The sequence below is a fragment of the Arthrobacter sp. LjRoot78 genome (assembly GCF_964254335.1).
In the GTDB taxonomy this organism is placed as follows: Bacteria; Actinomycetota; Actinomycetes; order Actinomycetales; family Micrococcaceae; genus Arthrobacter.
Map to the genome: position 1 here is coordinate 3,154,840 of NZ_CAXUTG020000001.1, position 17,773 is coordinate 3,172,612.

14 protein-coding genes are annotated in these 17,773 nt (G+C 64.9%); 3 read left to right on the plus strand and 11 right to left on the minus strand.

Features of this window, described 5'->3' with window-relative positions; all coding sequences use genetic code 11:
• Positions 1-4 precede the first annotated feature (4 nt).
• A complete protein-coding gene (locus ACSQ1X_RS14620; protein ID WP_436058178.1) occupies positions 5-496 on the plus strand; it encodes a hypothetical protein in 492 nt (163 codons plus the stop codon).
• 18 nt (positions 497-514) lie between these two features.
• On the opposite strand, the gene ACSQ1X_RS14625 is transcribed toward ACSQ1X_RS14620, so the two are convergent.
• The 4 genes from ACSQ1X_RS14625 to ACSQ1X_RS14640 all read right to left on the minus strand — a co-directional run bounded on the left by ACSQ1X_RS14625 (position 515) and on the right by ACSQ1X_RS14640 (position 8,321).
• Positions 515-2,374: an ABC transporter ATP-binding protein gene (locus ACSQ1X_RS14625; RefSeq protein WP_028269501.1), complete on the minus strand. Its 1,860-nt coding sequence runs from the start codon at positions 2,372-2,374 to the stop codon at positions 515-517.
• Between the two features lie 100 nt (positions 2,375-2,474).
• Entirely contained in the window at positions 2,475-3,986 is a 1,512-nt protein-coding gene (gene guaB, locus ACSQ1X_RS14630; protein ID WP_436058179.1) for an IMP dehydrogenase, read from the minus strand.
• A 211-nt stretch (positions 3,987-4,197) separates the two neighbouring features.
• Entirely contained in the window at positions 4,198-6,249 is a 2,052-nt protein-coding gene (locus tag ACSQ1X_RS14635; protein ID WP_436058180.1) for an acyltransferase family protein, read from the minus strand.
• On the minus strand, positions 6,249-8,321 hold the full coding sequence (locus ACSQ1X_RS14640) for an acyltransferase family protein (protein WP_436059344.1): 2,073 nt from the start codon (positions 8,319-8,321) through the stop codon (positions 6,249-6,251). The genes ACSQ1X_RS14635 and ACSQ1X_RS14640 overlap by 1 nt, the downstream gene beginning before the upstream one ends.
• A gap of 216 nt (positions 8,322-8,537) precedes the next feature.
• On the opposite strand from ACSQ1X_RS14640, the gene ACSQ1X_RS14645 reads away from it, so the two are divergent.
• Positions 8,538-9,506: a DUF389 domain-containing protein gene (locus ACSQ1X_RS14645; RefSeq protein WP_436058181.1), complete on the plus strand. Its 969-nt coding sequence runs from the start codon at positions 8,538-8,540 to the stop codon at positions 9,504-9,506.
• Positions 9,507-9,544: 38 nt separating this feature from the next.
• On the opposite strand, the gene ACSQ1X_RS14650 is transcribed toward ACSQ1X_RS14645, so the two are convergent.
• The 6 genes from ACSQ1X_RS14650 to ACSQ1X_RS14675 form a co-directional block, all read right to left on the minus strand.
• A complete protein-coding gene (locus tag ACSQ1X_RS14650; protein ID WP_436058182.1) occupies positions 9,545-10,660 on the minus strand; it encodes a flavin-containing monooxygenase in 1,116 nt (371 codons plus the stop codon).
• Positions 10,657-11,004 carry a hypothetical protein gene (locus tag ACSQ1X_RS14655; protein WP_436058183.1) on the minus strand — a complete coding sequence of 116 codons (348 nt, stop codon included), beginning with the start codon at positions 11,002-11,004 and terminating at the stop codon, positions 10,657-10,659. The genes ACSQ1X_RS14650 and ACSQ1X_RS14655 overlap by 4 nt, the downstream gene beginning before the upstream one ends.
• 92 nt (positions 11,005-11,096) lie before the next feature.
• Positions 11,097-12,737 carry a LuxR C-terminal-related transcriptional regulator gene (locus tag ACSQ1X_RS14660; RefSeq protein WP_436058184.1) on the minus strand — a complete coding sequence of 547 codons (1,641 nt, stop codon included), beginning with the start codon at positions 12,735-12,737 and terminating at the stop codon, positions 11,097-11,099.
• A 232-nt stretch (positions 12,738-12,969) separates the two neighbouring features.
• Complete coding sequence (gene groL / locus ACSQ1X_RS14665) at positions 12,970-14,580, minus strand: chaperonin GroEL (RefSeq protein ID WP_028269509.1); 1,611 nt, start codon at positions 14,578-14,580, stop codon at positions 12,970-12,972.
• Between the two features lie 84 nt (positions 14,581-14,664).
• Positions 14,665-14,961 carry a co-chaperone GroES gene (groES, locus tag ACSQ1X_RS14670; RefSeq protein ID WP_028275747.1) on the minus strand — a complete coding sequence of 99 codons (297 nt, stop codon included), beginning with the start codon at positions 14,959-14,961 and terminating at the stop codon, positions 14,665-14,667.
• Between the two features lie 206 nt (positions 14,962-15,167).
• Positions 15,168-15,566, minus strand: a complete 399-nt coding sequence (locus ACSQ1X_RS14675; protein WP_436058185.1) for a hypothetical protein — start codon at positions 15,564-15,566, stop codon at positions 15,168-15,170.
• A gap of 67 nt (positions 15,567-15,633) precedes the next feature.
• Between ACSQ1X_RS14675 and ACSQ1X_RS14680 the strand changes: the two genes are divergently transcribed.
• Positions 15,634-16,863, plus strand: a complete 1,230-nt coding sequence (locus ACSQ1X_RS14680; protein WP_436058186.1) for a THUMP-like domain-containing protein — start codon at positions 15,634-15,636, stop codon at positions 16,861-16,863.
• A gap of 39 nt (positions 16,864-16,902) precedes the next feature.
• Here ACSQ1X_RS14680 and ACSQ1X_RS14685 read toward each other — a convergent pair whose 3' ends face one another.
• On the minus strand, positions 16,903-17,733 hold the full coding sequence (locus tag ACSQ1X_RS14685) for a shikimate 5-dehydrogenase (protein WP_436058187.1): 831 nt from the start codon (positions 17,731-17,733) through the stop codon (positions 16,903-16,905).
• Between the last annotated feature and the right edge of the window lie 40 nt (positions 17,734-17,773).

The following is a 17,773-nucleotide window of genomic DNA, read 5'->3' on the forward strand; positions in this document are numbered from 1 at the left end:
GGGCATGGCCACGGATCCCCGTGCGACGGCCTTCGGCTTAGCCCAGAGCCGGTCCTGGGTTTTCTCCGCCTGGTGGTATCCCGCAGTGCTTGCGATCTCGGGAGCAGTGCACGCGGGACTCGCACTGGTCCTTGGGCAAAGCGCGGAACCGGGACTCTTTATGGCAATCCTCGGTGCAGTCTTCGCGTCCTTGGGTTGGGTCTTCACAGTGTGGCCGCGGTTTACGCGCAAGCCTCCAAAGCCTGCTTCGGACATCCCCCGGGTGGAGCAGGGAATCCGGATCACGCCCGGCATGATACGGACCTTCCTGATCGCCAGCGCATTGGGCATTGCTGCCCTTGTGCTGTTCACTCCCAAGGGCGGCTGGCCGGAGACGATACCCATCCTGGGCATGCTCATGATGCTGCCGCTGGGCGTGGCCGCGGGGCTGGCATATACCGGCCGGCTCATGACGAACAGTGCCGAACTGTACGCCCGGTGGCTGGAACGCCGCTGAGGCCGCCCGGCGCACCGGTCAGATGCCCTCGGCTTCGTCCACGGTGAGCTGGGATTCGAACATCCGGAAATACCGGCCCCGGAGGGCCACGAGCTCGCGGTGCGTACCCTGTTCCACGATCCGGCCGTCCTCCAGCATGTACACGATGTCAGCCTTTTCGATCGTCGCGAGCCGATGGCTGATGGCGATGATGGTGCTGCTCCGGTCGGCGAAGAGCCGGGTGAAGATCCGGTGCTCGGCGAGGGCGTCAATCGCCGACGTCGGCTCGTCCATCACCATGAAGGAAGCGTTCCGGTAAAAGTTCCGGGCCATCGCCAGCCGCTGCCACTGGCCGCCGCTCAAACCGCTTCCCTTGCGGCCCCGCGGGTCCTCCATCCAGTTGCTGACGTGGTTGTCCAGGCCGTTCGGCAGTTTGTTGATGAATTCAAGCGCCTCGGCGTCGGACGCCGCCCGCCGGATCCGGTCTTCGTCCCGCGGCGAATCTATGTCGCCAAAGAGAATGTTCTCTGCTGCCGTGGCGAACTCATACTTGAGGAATTCCTGGCTGAGGACCGCGAGATGGCGGTGCCAGGACTTGACGTCGACGGCGGCGAGGTCGACGCCGTCGAGCAATACCTGGCCGGAATCGGGGTGGTACAGTCCCGCCAGAATCCGGATCAGTGTTGACTTCCCGGCACCGTTCTCCCCCACGATGGCGATGTGCTGGCCCTCGCGGATGGTCATGCTGATGCCGCGTATCACTTCGATGTCGCTGCCTGTGTAGGTGAACCGGATATCCCGTAGCTCCACGGTTTTCGGAGCCTGCAGCAGCGGCGGGGCGTGGTCCGTGTGCACAGGCATTGCCATGAAGAGTTCGTAGTCTTTGAGGTTCGCCAGGTCCTCGTCGATGGAGCTCAACGAGGATACGAGGTTGTTGGCCGTGGACAGCGCCCTGCTGACAATCTGCTGGACGTAAAGGAACTGCCCCACCGGCTGGGCGCGGGCGATGATCTGGCCCACCACCCAGATCAGCGAAACAACCTCGGCGCCGTACTGCAGGGCGTCCGCCGCCAACTGCTTGGGGATATAGCGCTTCTGGAAGTCTAGCCGCCGTTTCTCATCGGCGTCCCGGAGCAGGGAGCGAAGCCCCATGAGGTACCCGACGATTCCGTACAGGCGCATCTCGGCAATGTGCTGCGGACGCAGGAGGTTTGTTTCAATCATCCGGCGTTGCCGCCGGGAGTCCACCTGCGTGTTCCAGTGGGCAATCTGTTCACGGGAGAGTTTGAACTGCAGGTAGACGCTCGGGACGATGGCCACCAGGACAATCACGGCGATCCACCAGCTGACCAGCAGGAGTGCCCCGACGGCCAGGATCACGGAGACCAGCTGCGTGAAGATCGCGGCGATCCGGTCAAGGACCCGGGCATAGGAATCGGAAAACCGCTTGGCGCGGTCGTACAGGTCCACCGTTTCCTTGTCGTCGTACCGCCAGAACTCGAGTGCCAGGAACCGCTCGTACATAAGGTCCCCCACGATGGCACCCACCCTGAAGCTCATGAGCTGCTGGATGTACCGGTCCACGCTGCTGAAGGCACCCCAGAACAGGCCCAGTGCGGCGGTGATGATGACATAGACAATCGCCTGCTGGCCGGCGGCGGCATCGCCGGCGTACGCGGCTGCCAGGGCGGTGGTGGTCAGCGCCGCAAAGTAGGTGGTGACCAGGGGCAGGAGTGCCGAGATGAGCGAGCCCACCACCTTCATCACGACGGCGGCAGGAGAGGCCCGGAAGCTGACCCGCAGCACTTGAGCCACGGCCCGCGCATAGGGCCTGAGGGCCAGCCGCCGCTGGGGTTCCCTTTTCGGGTTTAGTTCGGCGGGGTGGCGTGGTTCGGACATGGCTCCAGCCTAGTGCGGTGGGCTGATTGAGCTGTCCCGCCCGGTGATTGAGCTTGTCGAAATCCGGTTTCTACGAGCTCAACCACCGGTGCGCCCGGGATTAGCGCGAACCGTAGTTGGGCGCTTCCACCGTCATCTGGATGTCGTGCGGGTGCGATTCCTTGAGGCCGGCCGGGGTGATGCGGACGAACTTGCCGCGTGCCTTCAGCTCGGCAACCGTAGGAGCGCCGGTGTAGAACATGGTCTGGCGGAGGCCGCCCACCAGTTGGTAGGCAACGGATGCCAGCGGGCCCCGGTAAGCCACGCGGCCTTCGATGCCTTCCGGGATCAGCTTGTCGTCGCCGGAGACGTCGGCCTGGAAGTAACGGTCCTTGGAGTAGGACGTGTTCTTGCCACGAGTCTGCATGGCCCCGAGGGACCCCATGCCGCGGTAGCTCTTGAACTGCTTGCCGTTCACGAAAATGAGCTCACCCGGCGATTCGTCGCAACCGGCCAGCAGGGAGCCGAGCATCACGGTGTCGGCGCCGGCAACCAGCGCCTTGCCGATGTCGCCCGAGTACTGGAGGCCGCCGTCGGCAATCAGCGGAACGCCGGCCGGGATAGCGGCCTTCGCGGACTCGTAAATGGCGGTGATCTGGGGAACGCCCACGCCGGCCACAACACGCGTGGTGCAGATGGATCCCGGACCCACGCCTACCTTAATGCCGTCTGCACCGGCGTCGATCAGCGCCTGGGCGCCTTCACGGGTGGCGGCCTGGCCGCCGATGATGTCCACGTGGGCGGCAACGGGATCGGACTTCAGGCGGCGGATCATGTCCAGCACACCCTGGGAGTGTCCGTTGGCAGTGTCCACGAACAGTGCGTCCACGCCGGCGTCGATGAGGCTCATGGCGCGTTCCCAGCCGTCGCCGAAGAAGCCGATGGCGGCGCCCACGCGGAGCCGGCCTTCATCGTCCTTGGTGGCCAGCGGGTACTGCTCGGCCTTGGTGAAGTCCTTGGTGGTGATCAGGCCCTTAAGCCGGCCCTGATCGTCAACCAGCGGAAGCTTTTCGATCTTGTTGGTGGCGAGCTTGTGCGAGGCTTCCTCGCGGCTGATGCCGACGTGCCCGGTGACCAGGGGCATCTTGGTCATGACGTCGCTGACGAGGCGGATGGGGAAATCGGCTTCCGGCACAAAGCGGGTGTCGCGGTTGGTCACGATGCCCAGGAGCCGCATGCCCTCGTCCACCACCGGCAGGCCGGAGACGCGGTACTGCGAGCAGATCTCGTCCAGTTCGGCGAGTGTCGCTTCCGGTCCGATGGTCAGCGGGTTGGTGATCATCCCGGATTCGCTGCGCTTCACACGGTCAACCTGGTCGGCCTGGTCCTGGATGGACAGGTTGCGGTGAACCACGCCCAAGCCACCCTGGCGGGCCATGGCGATCGCCATTCGCGACTCGGTGACGGTGTCCATGGCCGCGGAAAGCAGCGGGGTCTGGACGGAGATGCGCTTGGAGATGCGGGACGAGGTGTCCGCTTCCGACGGGATGACGTCGGTGTGCCCGGGAAGGAGCAGGACGTCGTCGTAGGTCAGTCCGATAAAGCCGAACGGGTTGTGTTCGGGCTGGGTCATGAGTGCGCCTCGTACCTTATTTCTGGGGTTCACGGGTAGGGGTTGCAGCTGATGACCAGCCCGTCATTACGGGACTGGCCTGTGCAGATGGTGGTGCGTTCGTGCGGAAGTATTGAATAAATTCTAGAACCTCGGCGGCGATCCCCATATTCCGCGGCGGTAATGTGAGGAACCGCACGCCCGGCTCTCAGCGCGCCCCGGACCTCTGGCGTCAGGTCCAGCCGGTGGCGGCCAGCAACCGCTGCTCGAACATGGGAATCATGCTCTGCACGTATGTCTTGGTGAGGTGGTTGTCATCCTTGTAGACGTATACATTGCCCACCACCGCCGGACAGATTCCGTCCGCGCAGATGAAGTCGCTCAGGTCCATCAGATGGAGCCCGGCCACCTTGCCGCGGTAGGCGTCCAGGGGCGACGAGTCCGCGAGCGATTCACTGAGGGGCGGATTGCACTCCTCCGCGGCGGCGCCCCTCTTCTGCACGCACTCCGGCATGTTGGACCCAAACCGCGGGTTGTCCCGGACCCCCACCACGTCCATTCCGGCGTCAGTGAAAGGTTTGATGCCCTCGAGGTAGCCGGGAACTTCAGTTTCGAACGGCGCCTCTACGTGCGTCAGTGACGCAACGGTGAACACCGCGTCCGGCTTGTGCTCGAGCACATATTCCGCGCTGGCCTTGTTGAACGCATTGCACTCGGCGTCGCGCTCTGGGGATTCAGCACCGAATCGGCAGTTGCCCTTGAGCAGCGTGACCACTTCCCAGCCGTGTTCCTTGGCGATCGGGCCCAGCGCCGCCATGTATTGCTGCGCGTGCGAATCGCCAAGCACCACGATCCGCTTGGTGACAACCTCGGGCTTGCTGTTCTGCAGGCAGCCGGAGAGCAGCGGATCGCTAGGCACATTCCCGTCCGTGCAGAGGCCGTCAATATCCGCCCACTCGTTCTTCATGGCTGCCGGCGCCGGGATGATCTTCGCTTCGGGCGTCGGTTTGCCCATATTTTCGGGGGCCAGGGCGGCCGCACCGGGAGTCAGTTCCCTTGGCTGCGCGGCGGCCGCGGCTTCCTCTGCTGTCAGCTTGGTCTGCCAGAGGGAGACCGGCCCGGCGAGCAGCGCTCCGCACGCCACGATCACGACGGCGTTCCGCCAGATCCGCCGCTGGGGCCAGTGCCATTCGCGCAGGGGCTTTTCCGCAAATCGCGTGGTGAGGACGGCCATCACCACGGAAGCCGCCACAATGGCCAGGCCTTGGACGAGGTTGGGCGAGACAACCCCGGTGCCGGCGAGGGCGAGGACCAGCAGCGGCCAGTGCCAGAGGTACAGCGCGTAGGAGTTGTCGCCCAGCTTCACGAGGGGTTTCCAGGTCAGGAGTCGGTCCGCACCGAAGCGGCTGCCGCTCTGGCCGGCCACGATGATTGCCGCGGCCGCCAGCGTGGGCCACAGCGCCACAAACCCCGGGAAGGACCGGTCCACGGTCAGCAGGAGGCCGCAGGACACCATGGCCGCCACTCCGGCCCACCCCAGGACGACGCGAAGCAGCTTTCCCGGCTTCAGGTAAGGCAGGGCCAGGGCGAGGAGGGAGCCCAGCGCGAACTCCCACAGCCGGGTCCGGGTGTCGAAGTAGGCATAGGCCTGGTTCGTGGCGGTCTGGTCAATGGAATAGGCCAGCGACGCAGCGAAGATTACGCCGAAGGCAAGGGCCAGCAGCAGGCGGTAGCTGACCGCCGGCCGGCGCAGGACGCGGTGCAGTGCGGCTGCTCCGGCAAACACCAGGGGCCACAGGATAAAGACCTGCCCCTGAATGGAGAGTGACCAGAAATGCTGGAGCGGGCTCGCGCCCGAGTGGTCCTGGGCATAGTAGTCAACCGCCGAGTCCGCGAGCAGCCAGTTCTGCCTGTAGAGCAGGGAGGCCCACGCCTGCTCCAGGACGTCCGGCCAGCGGCTTTGGGGAAGGATGGCCCAAGTGCCCGCCAGGACACCGAGGATAACGACGACGGCGGCCGGCAGCAGCCGTTTGAACAGGTGCAGCCAGTGGCTGACCAGTTTGAGAGGGCTGCCGCTTTCCACTTTACGCACGAACGAGAGGGTGAGCAGGAATGCGGAGATCAGCAGGAAGATGTCCACACCGCCGGACACCCGGCCCAGCCAGACGTGGTACGTGACCACCATCAGGACGGCGAGTGCCCGGAGCCCCTGGACTTCTGGGCGGTACCCCTTCCCGGCTGCCTTGTTCGTGCTGTTCGTTTTGCTCGTGGTTTCCGTCCCCATTAGTCCTTCCAGCCCGTTGCCGCCATCAGCCTTTCTCCAAAAGTGGATGACATGCTGGCGACGTACGTACGGGTGAGGTGATTGTTGTCCAAATAGACGAATGTATTTCCGACAACGCCTGGGCAGTAGGTTCCGTCACAGATCAGATCCGTCATGTCAACAAAGGCTAGGCCGCGAATCCTCCCTTCCAAAGCAGCAAAGGGGCTCTCCGCTGCCAACAGGTCGGCCTGCCCGCGCCTGCAATCTGGACTGTCCTTACCCTTGCTCACAATGCAGTCGGCGATATTGAAGTCGAAACGGGGATTGTCGCGGATAGCAACAACATCGATTCCCCGATCCGTCCATGATCTGGCGCTTTCTTCAAGTCCAGGGGTGAGGATTTCGGCCGGGGACGACGGCGCCGCTGCGGTGCCGACGACCATGATGGCGTCTGGCGGGTTCTTGGCAATCTGTTCCCGAACCGCGTCGTTGTACCTCCCGCACTCGGGGTTCGTCTGTTCCAGTTCCGGTGTTGACGGCTGAACCTGGCACCCGCCCTTGAGCATCGCATAGACGGTCCAACCCTTTTGTTGGCCGATCTCTCCTATAGCTGCAAGCCATTGCTGGGCGTGGGAATCACCTAGGACCAACACCGACTTTGCCGATTTTCCGGGTTCCCCACTCTGGCTGCATGTGTCCCTGACCGTATCGTCCTCCGGTTCCAGGTCACCGGTGCAGGGGCCGGACAGCGTGGCCCAGTCCAAAGGCAACTGCTCCGGTGTTGGGAGTATCTCCGCATCCCTGTCGCTCTGGTCAACAAACCCGGGGACCAAGGCCTGCGCGCCGGGATTGTTTCTCTGCGCAGCGGCCTGTGCCGCCTGGGCAGCAAAGTGCTGCTGCATTTGGATTGCCGTCAACGGAAGCGCGACAGTGACGAGACAAGCGCAGACGGCGAGAAGTGCACGACGCCTGTTGACTTCCGGCCACTGCCATTCACGCCAGGGCTTCTCGATGAATTTGGTGGTCAGGAACGCCAGTCCCATCGACAGGACAATAATGATGCTTCCTGAGACAGGACCGGCATGGTCGCGGCCTGTTGCCGCCAGCGCAATGACCAGGATTGGCCAGTGCCACAGGTATAGGGCGTAAGAGTTGTCACCTAGGCGGACTAAAAGGCCGGCACTCAAAATTCGGTCAACACCAAATCGGCTTGCCGTTTGTCCCGCTACGATGACGCACGCCGCAGCGAGCGTGGGCCAGAGGGCTGCCACGCCGGGAAATGCAGCTTGGACATTCAGCAAAATTCCACAAGTCAGCATGGCCACGATGCCCACCCAACCGAGGACTATGCGCACGGCCCTGGGAATGCGTAGACCGGGGAGAATCAAAGCGACCAGTGTGCCAAGGGCAAATTCCCACAACCGCGCGCCAGTGTCGAAATAGGCTTGTGCCTGGTTTGTCAAGGTGAAGAAAATCGAGTACGCCAGCGACACCAGGAAGATGCACGCAAAAATGTAGCAGAGCAATATGCGGTACCTCAGACGGTAGCGCTTGGCCACGACTGCTGCGCCGGCAAAGATCAGTGGCCAGAGAATGAAGATTTGGCCTTGGATGGATAGGGACCAGAAGTGCTGGAATGGGCTGGCCAGGCTATGGTCCATCGCGTAGTAGTCCACTGCACGAGACTGGAGCAAAGCATTTTCATAGTAGAACAGGGACGCCCAGGCTTGGTCCACAATGTCCAGCCAGCGCGTGCGCGGCAGTACCAGGTAGCTCACTGCCAAAGTTGCCGCGATGACAGTGACCGCCGCCGGCAAGAGGCGCCGGAACAGGTGCAGCCAGTGCTTGATAAGTGCCATTGGCCTGCCCTGCTCATATTTGCCCACAAACTGCAGGGTCATCAGAAAAGCAGAGATCAGCAGGAACACGTCAACCCCGCCGGAGACCCGGCCAAACCAGACGTGATAGCTAACCACCATCAGCACAGCCAGCGACCGCAGGCCCTGGATTTCGGGCCTGAACTTTGACTTTCGGCTCGGTCCAGCTCCGGCGCCACTGCGGCGCGGCGAGGCTAGGGCTCTCGCTACAGACATAGAAAAACCCCTCAAGCGGACAACCAAAGCATCCATGTTACCGATTCGTAACTTTCATCGCCAATCGGCGGCGCGGGAGAAGAGAACCCCCCACCTTTCATTAAGGCACTCCAAACTGGGAGTTTCCAGAGGAATGCGCCTTCGGGGGCGGGCCGGGAAACTAGGCTGGTGACGAAGCGGGATGGTGGAACCCGGAAATGCTGAGGAGTGGCCATAGTGATCGTTCAGGTGCGTATCTGCACTCCCCCTGAGCTCTCCGACCTGGTGGTGGAAAGCTGCACCCAGCAGACTGGCGCGGCGGAAGTAGCCGTGCACAAGGGCGCGTCCATCCATCCGCCGGGCGACGTCGTAGTGGTCCATGTGGCCAGGGAAGCAGTAGAAGAGCTGCTGGAAAAGCTGCATGTCCTGAAGATCCAGGAACTTGGCTCTATTGCCATTTCCATGCCGGAGCTCATGCTTTCCCGGCGCGCCGACCGGGCTGAAGCGGCTGCGCCGGGAGACGGGGCGGACGCCATGATCTGGGACGAGGTGACGCGCCAGACGGGCGAGGATTCGCGGCTCACATGGAGCTATTTGGCGTTCCTGGTCCTTGCGACGCAGCTGGCCGCGATCGGGATTGTCACGAATTCCACCATCGCCATCGTTGGGGCCATGGCCGTTGGACCCGAATTCGGACCGCTTGCAGCCCTTGCCGTCGCCATAGCCCAGCGCAAATGGAAACTGGGACGCAGTGCCGCGCTGGCGTTGGGGGTCGGCTTTCCCGTGGCAATGCTCCTGGCGGCGCTGACGGCCTGGCTGTCCGTGCCTCTGGGGCTCTTCCCCGCCGACACCCTCGACACCGGATCCGCCGTCGAGTTCATCTACCACCCCGGGCCTTATTCGCTGATCGTTGCCGTGCTGGCCGGTGCCGCCGGGATGCTCTCCGTCATCAGCCGGCGGTCCGCCGCCCTGATCGGTGTCTTCATTTCCGTGACCACCGTTCCCGCCGCAGGGTTCGTGGCCGTGGCGCTCGTCCTCGGCGAGTACCAAAAAGCGGCGGGGTCCGCCCTGCAGCTGCTGCTCAACCTTGTGGGCATTGTGGTATCGGCGCTTGCCGTGCTCATTTTCTACCGCCTCATCACCAAACGCCTGCCGGACGGAATGGCCCGGAGGCTGAGGCGCCAGGCGCTGCGCGCCCGGAGCTAGCCCCGAGCCAAGGCCAGCGACGGCGCGAAGGCAGGCCCCTAGGCCAACGACGGCGAGGTCAACGAGGTTGCAGCCGGGATCTTTCCCGCCAGATACCGGGCGTCCCGGCATGCACCGATGAGGGTAGCCGATGTCGCGGCATACATGAATTCCTCGCCGAGGAAGAACAGTCCCGGCAGGTCCGTGGCCACGCCGCGGTGCTGCCGGGGCCGGCCGCCGTCGTCGAACACCTGCGGTTCAATCCAGTCGAAGGACTCGCGGTAGCCGGTGCACCAGATCACGTTGGACACCCCATCGAGGGGGCTGCCCGCCACAACAGGCCGCCCATCCTGCACTCCAGTCACCCGGGGCACAATGTCGACGCCCGCGGCAGCAAGGTCCTTGCGTTTCGTCCTGATCAGGGGGTCGGCATGCGCCAGTTTGTGCTGTGCAGCCTTACGACCCAGCGGATTGTCGACGGTGAGCACGTGGACCCCCAGGAACCGCACCACTGGCAGGGCGAAGCGCGCGGCGTTCCTGCCGTGGCGCACGGGCAGCTCTCCGCTCGGCTTTCCTGCGACCACCGTGGGGTGCGTCCTGCTCACTTCCAGGGCAATTTCGGCTCCCGAGTTGCCTAGCCCCACGACGAGGACGCGTCCTTGCCGGAGCTGGCCAGGATTCCGGTATTCGCTGGAGTGCAGCTGGACGATGGACGGATCCAGCCCGGACGCAAAGTCCGGCAGCCTGGGCGCCTGCGTGCTGCCGGTCGCCACAACGACGTTGCCGGCTTCCCAGCGGCGGCCGCCGGAGACCGCGACGAACCGCCCCTGTTCCCGCCATAGCCTCTCGACCCGGATCCCGGTACGCACCGGAAGGTCAAAGGTGGCGGCGTAGCCTTCAAGGTAGTCAGCGAGGTCGTCTTTGCCGGGAAAGGACAACCTGTCTCCCGGAAACGGCATGCCGGGAAGGCCGTCGTACTTGGCCGGCGTGAACAGCCGCAGGGTGTCCCAGCGCTGCCGCCAGGCGTCACCGATTCTCGGATTCGCATCCAGGATGAGGAATGTCCGGTCCTGGCGCTTGAGGTAGTGGCCGATGGCCAGGCCGGACTGGCCCCCTCCGATGACCAGGGTGTCGAGCACTTCGACTGCAGACCCGTCGTCGTTATTGTTGCTCATTGCAGTGCCTCCTGTTCAACCGCTATGGGTTTATTCAATGAACCGTCCCGGTCACTTCGCGGACGCCGTGGCTCCGGACCGCACCGTTCAGCCTGGTAGCGCAGCCACCACACCAGCATCAGCGCGGAGGCCAGCACGTAGAGCGCGTGAAGCAGCCAGATCGGGCCGGCCGGGAGGTGGAAGACGTACACGGAATGGACAGCGTTGGCCACATTGCTCAGGACCAGGCTGCTGAGGCTATAGGACGCCAAATCACGGGTCCGCACTGCCTTGAGAAGCATCGGCAGCAGGCCAAGGGCGAACAGCACGGTCGAGAGTGTGCCGGCCAGGACGGGAAGGTTCATAGTTCGACACTAGGTCCGCGACCTTGCGCTCCGCGTCGGCAGAAATATGTAAGTTTCAGCGAGCAGGCTGGGCAGTTATATGCAGCTCCGGCTTACGCTGTGAGCCCGTGGTCGTAGGCGTACTTTGTGGCGGCCACCCTGGACTGCAGCCCAAGTTTGAGCAATATGTTGCTGACATGCCGGGCCACGGTCTTTTCACTCAGGTAGAGCTCCCCGGCGATCGCCCGGTTGGCCATCCCGGAGGCCACGAGCCGGAGCACTTCGAGTTCACGCGGCGTGAGGGGTCCGGGCTGCGCGTCATGCGCCGGAGTGTCCTGGAGCGACGCTGCCCAGGCAGCGGCGGGGGCGGCGCCGAGGGCAAGGAATTCCGCGTGTGCGGCTTCGAAGTCCATCACCGCCGAATCGTCGTCGCCGGATGCGCGGCAGGCCTGGCCCACAAGGGTGCGGCAGCGCGCAGCTTCGAACGGAACGCCCAGTTCCCGCCAGAGCGTCCACCCCCGTCGCAGGACCGGCTGCGCCAGGGCGGGTTCTCCTTCGGCGAGCAGGACGGCCCCGCCGGCCTGGCAGGAGGCAGCCTGCAGCATCGGCATCCCGCAGTCCTGCGCCACGGAGGCCAGTTCGTCGGCGGCCCGACTCGCAGCGGCTGTGTCCCCCGCGGCCAGTTCTATTTCCACGAGCGCCGGCAGCAAGTGGCGGCGCGTGGCCAGGTCGGCAGCGTCTGCTGCCCTGCGGATGAGGGTCTGCGCGGCGGGGACCTCTCCACGGGCCAGCTTGAGCAGCGCGAGTCCCGGCTGGGGCTCATAGCCGCTGCGCGCCGCCTGCCGGTAGCATTCCTCTGCCGCCGCGAACTCACCCCTCAGCCGTTCCACTTCGCCCTGCTGGTAGTAGCCGCCGTAGAGGGCCTGGTAATCCCCCGCCGCAGACAGCCGCTGCGCGTCCTTGGCGGCGCTGACGGCGTCATCCCAGTCCCCGTGTAGCCGGTACAGGTCGGCGCGGTGGCTCTGGCACTGGCCGCTGAACAGGACCATGTCCGGCCGTCCGCCGCACCACCGGTCCAGTGCGGCCGTCCACTCCAGGGCGCGGCGCAGATCGAAGGCCAGGTGGCAGGTGCCGATGACGGCGCAGTAGATGATCCCGGAGGGGACTGGCGAGAGCTCCCCGGCGGTTACCGCGACCATCACCTCATCAAGGAGCCCGACGCCGGTGCTGATGTCACCGAGCGCCACGCAGGCCTGGCCCGTTCCCAGCAACGAAAGCGAGATGAGGTCCCGGTCCTGGAACTTCTCCCCGATGGCCAGGGCGTCCGTGAACACCCGGCGGGCACCTTCGGGGTTGCTTCCGAACAGCATGCCCAGTGCCGTGGGCATCAGCAGCAGCCCCTCCACTGCGCAGGGTTCGTTCAGCTCAGCCACCAGCCGTCCGGCGCGGGCGAACCATCCCGTACTGCGGGCCGGCTGGCCCGCGTTCATCAGGTGTATGCCGATCCACCCGGCGCAACGGGCCGCGCCCGCCACGTCGCCGACGACGAGGTACTCCTCGTGCGCGCGGGTGAGGGTGTCGATTCCGGCGTCGGTTTTGCCGGTCAGGATTTCCACGGTGGCCAGGCGCTCGAGGTCCGGCGCGGGGAGCCCCCCGCTCTGGTCGGCATCGAGGAAGTGCTCGACGGCGTCGGTCCAGCGATGTTCCTCGAAGGCGGCTCGGCCCCTGTCCAGGCCGGCTTCGGACGTTGCCATGATGCCTCCCCGCACCCTTCCGAGCTCCATCTAAGCGCCACGGTACGCCGGGGGTGCCGGGTGCACAAGCTCCGGCAGCAAGCCCCGGACCGGGGTGAAAAGAGGTGTAAGACAGAATGCAAAGGGGTTCAAACGGGCGCGAAAAAGCCGGCCCGGCGTGAGCGGTTCCTGGGAACCGCCCGGCCGGACCGGCCTTTTTGCTGCGCTAGTAAAGCACAGCACTGCCTGCAAGCTAGTGCTTGTGGCCTGCGTGCTCGTCCTCGTCGGCCGGCTTTTCGACAACGAGGGTCTCGGTGGTGAGAACCAGCGCTGCGATGGAAGCCGCGTTGCGGAGGGCTGCGCGCGTCACCTTGACGGGGTCGATGACGCCGGCAGCGATGAGGTCTTCGTACTCGCCGGTCTTGGCGTTGAAGCCGTGGTGGATGGCGGATTCCGCGACCTTGGCAGCGACGACATAGCCGTCGAAGCCGGCGTTCTGGGCGATCCAGCGCACAGGCTGGACCAGGGCGCGGCGCACGATGCCCACAGCGGCTGCTGCGTCACCTTCGAGCGCGGTGACCGACGGATCCTCGTCCAGTGCCTTCAGGGCGTGGATGAGGGCGGAACCGCCACCGGCTACGATGCCTTCTTCGAGGGCAGCGCGGGTGGAGGACACGGCGTCCTCGATGCGGTGCTTCTTTTCCTTCAGCTCAACCTCGGTGGCTGCGCCAACCTTGATCACGCCGATGCCGCCGGCCAGCTTGGCCAGGCGCTCCTGGAGCTTTTCCTTGTCCCAGTCCGAGTCGGTGCGGGTCAGCTCGGCCCGCAGCTGGGCAACGCGTGCCGCAACGTCCTCGGCCGATCCGGCGCCGTCAACGATGGTGGTGTTGTCCTTGGTGACCGTGATGCGGCGGGCAGTGCCGAGCACCTCGAGGCCAACGGAGTCCAGGCTCAGGCCGAGTTCCGGGGAAACAACCTGTGCGCCGGTGAGCGTCGCGATGTCCTGCAGCATGGCCTTGCGGCGGTCGCCGAAGCCGGGAGCCTTGACGGCAACAACGTTCAGGGTGCCGCGGATGCGGTTGACGATCAGGGTGGAGAGGGCTTCGCCTTCAACGTCCTCGGCAATGATGAACAGCGGCTTGGAGCTCTGCAGCGCCTTTTCCAGCAGCGGCAGGAAGTCCTGCACCGAGGAGATCTTGCCCTGGTTGATCAGGATGAGGGCGTCTTCGAGTACTGCTTCCTGGCGTTCCGCGTCGGTGACGAAGTACGGGGACAGGTAGCCCTTGTCGAACTGCATGCCCTCGGTGAGGACCAGTTCGGTCTGCGTGGTGGAGGACTCCTCGATGGTGATCACACCATCCTTGCCGACCTTGCCGAAAGCCTCGGCCAGGAGCTCGCCGATCTCATCGCTCTGGGCGGAGATGGCTGCGACGTTCGCAACCTGGGTGCCTTCAACGGGACGGGCGTTCTCGAGCAGGCGTGCTGCGACGGCCTCAACCGAGACCTCGATGCCGCGCTTGATCTGGCCCGGAGCGGCGCCGGCTGCAACGTTGCGCAGGCCTTCCTTGACCAGTGCCTGCGCCAGGACGGTGGCGGTGGTGGTGCCGTCGCCGGCGACGTCGTTGGTCTTGGTGGCGACTTCCTTGGCCAGCTGAGCGCCAAGGTTTTCGAACGGGTCATCCAGTTCGACTTCGCGGGCGATGGTCACACCGTCGTTCGTAATGGTGGGAGCGCCCCACTTCTTGTCCAGCACGACGTTGCGGCCGCGCGGGCCAAGCGTCACCTTGACAGTGTTGGCGAGCTTATCGATGCCGGCTTCAAGCGACCGGCGGGCAGCGTCGTTAAACGCAAGCTGCTTTGCCATGGTTGTGTCCTTTCGAGACAGAAACCCCGCGCCGCTGACCAGTCAGAAATGAATCAGACGGATCGGCGGCGCGGGGTCAAAGAGTTACTTTACGACGATCGCCAGAACGTCGCGGGCGGACAGCACGAGGTACTCGGTGCCGCCGGTCTTGACTTCGGTTCCGCCGTACTTGGAGTAAATAACAACATCGCCGACGGCGACGTCGACCGGAACGCGGTTGCCGTTGTCGTCGAAGCGGCCGGGGCCTACTGCAACAACTTCGCCTTCCTGCGGCTTCTCCTGTGCGGAGTCCGGGATAACCAGGCCGGAAGCCGTGGTCTGCTCGGCTTCGAGCGGGCGGACAACAATACGATCCTCAAGAGGCTTAATAGAGACCGACACTCGGACCTCTCCTTTTCGTCAGCAAATTCATGGACTGGAAAACTGTTGCGCCTATGCATGCAAACCGTCGTCGCGGTGCCGGCAGCAGCGTGGCTGGCAGTTCTTCATGTATTAGCACCCTCCTAGGGAGAGTGCTAATGACGACTCTATGTAAGTCGTTAGCACTCGGTCAAGGCGAGTGCCAGAATTTCGTCCGCGGTGAACGCCTAGCGACCCGCCAGGTCCTCAAAGTCGACGTCGTCGCCGTCGTCCGTGTCGTCGTCGTTCGTAACGTTGCGGTTCCGGTACAGCACGACGGCGGCGGCGAGCGCCGTGGCGACCGAGGCGACCAGGAACACGAGGCCTCCTGCGCGGACAGCGGCGTACGACTCGCGGATTTGCCGCGCCTCGTCGGTGTCGTCCTGGATGTTCTTGCCGCCCACGGAGTACACGGTTGCGTTGAAGGAGTCCAGGAAGAAGATGATCACCAGGAGCGCCAGGCAGACGACGGCGATGGCGGCACCGGCGATCAGCGCGGGGCGGGCGTACCTGGCAAGGCCCGTGTGCTGGTGGTGGTCATTGCGTTGATCTTCTACGGGTGGCTGCGGCCCTGCGCTGTCTTCCATGCCTCCAACCCTAGCCGTACAGGGGTGCCGGGCTGCCCGATGAGTCTTCTCGATTAGGCTTGATGACATGGCTGACGCACCGCAGGACCTGATCGCCCCGCTCCTGACCAGCGAAGGCTGGGAGCTGCTGGCGTCGCTGGGGCCGTACCGGGAGGACGATGCGTTCCGGCTCAATGAGTCGCTCCGGAAAGCCGGCCACTCCCCCGCGCTCGTCTCGGCAGTCCTCACCCAGTCCAGGCTGCGGACCAAGGCTGAGGCCAAATTCGGCGAATTCGCCCGGCAGATGATCTTCACCCAGGCGGGCCTTGAACAGGCCACGCGCCTCAATGTCGCCGCCCGGCATGCTGAACGGTTCGCCTCCGCGGGAATCGAGCACGTGGCGGATCTCGGCTGCGGGCTGGGTGCCGATGCCATGGCGCTGGCCTCCATGGACATCCGGGTCACGGCAGTGGAAATGGACGAAACCACTGCCGCCTGCGCCACCATGAACCTGATTCCCTTCCCCCACGCCAGTGTGGTTCACTCCGATGCCACCTCCGTCCCGCTCGACGGCGTGGGCGGCGTCTGGCTGGACCCGGCCCGCCGCACCACCTCCACCTCGGGCACGCGCCGGATCTGGGATCCGGAGGAATTCTCGCCGCCGCTGTCCTTCGTGGAATCCCTCGCCGAATCCGGGCACGCGGTAGGCGTGAAGATGGGGCCCGGCATGCCGCACGAATCCGTCCCTGCCGGTTGCGAGGCACAGTGGGTCTCGGTAGGCGGCGACGTCACCGAAGTGACACTGTGGTTCAATGCGGTCAGCCGCCCCGGCATCCGGCGGGCCGCCCTGCTTCTGGGCCCGCAGGGCGCTGCCGAAATCACCAGCGCGGAAGGGTTCGACGGCGGGCCGGTGGCCCCCGTGGGTCCGGTGGAGGGGTACCTGTACGAGCCCGACGGGGCCGTCATCCGGGCCGGGCTCGTGGCGGATGTCGCGGCGCGGCTGAACGGCCACCTCGTGGACGAACACATTGCCTACATCTGCGCACCGGAGCTCGTGGACACCCCGTTTGCCAGGGCCTACAAGGTCCTGGAGGTGATGCCGTTCAACGTCAAGGCCCTCAAGGCGTGGGTGAAGCAGCACAACATCGGCGTGCTGGACATCAAGAAACGGGGCACGTCGGTCACGCCGGAGGAACTCCGCAAGCAGCTCCTCGCCGGAGGCAAGGGGTCAAAGGGCAAAAAGACAGCCACCCTGGTCCTCACCAGGATCGGCGAGGACCGGGTGGCCATTTCGGTGGAGCCGGTGCAGCCCAGGTAGCCTGCTGCCCGGTTACCGGGCATGCCTGGGCATGGCCTGCTACTGGGCGCGCATGAAGTCTTCGGCCGCGCGGACCTGCTCGTCCGTGGGCCGGACGCCGGTGTACAGCACAAACTGCTCCAGGGCCTGGATGGTGGCCACTTCGGCGCCGGTGATGACCGTCTTCCCGGCAGCCCGGGCAGCCTTGACGAGGGGCGTCTCGGCCGGCAGCGCGACGACGTCGAACACCACCTTCGCGGCATCAACCGCCTCCGGCGGGAAGGACAGCGAGTCGGCGTCGGGACCGCCGGCCATTCCAACGGGTGTCACATTGATGATCATGTCCGCAGTGCTGCCGGCGTCCGCCGCGGGCAGTTCGGCGCTCCACTTGAAGCCGTAGAGGTCCGCGAGCGGCTTTCCTGACGCCGCGTTGCGGGCAACGATGGTGACGTCGCGGAAGCCTGCATCGCGGAGGGCGGCGGCCGTGGCTTTGGCCATGCCGCCGGAGCCCTTGAGCAGCACCGAGTAGTTCGTCGGGACGGCGTTGCGCTGCAGCAGCTGCTCGATCGCCGTGTAGTCCGTGTTGTAGGCCGTGAGCTTGCCGCCGTCGTTCACGATGGTGTTGACCGAATCGATGGCCTTGGCCGAGGGGTCCATCACGTCCACCAGCGCAATGACGTCTTCCTTGTACGGCATGGACACCGCGCAGCCCCGGATGCCAAGTCCACGGACCCCGGCAATCGCCTGGGCAAGGTCCGTGGGCGCGAAGGCCTTGTAGATCCAGTTCAGGCCCAGCTGCTCATACAGATGGTTGTGGAAGCGGGTCCCGTTGTTGCTCGGGCGGGCCGAGAGCGAGATGCACAGGGTCATGTCTTTATTCAGAATTGGCACGGGTCCATTAAACGCCCCCGGAGCCCGGACAGCGCTGTTA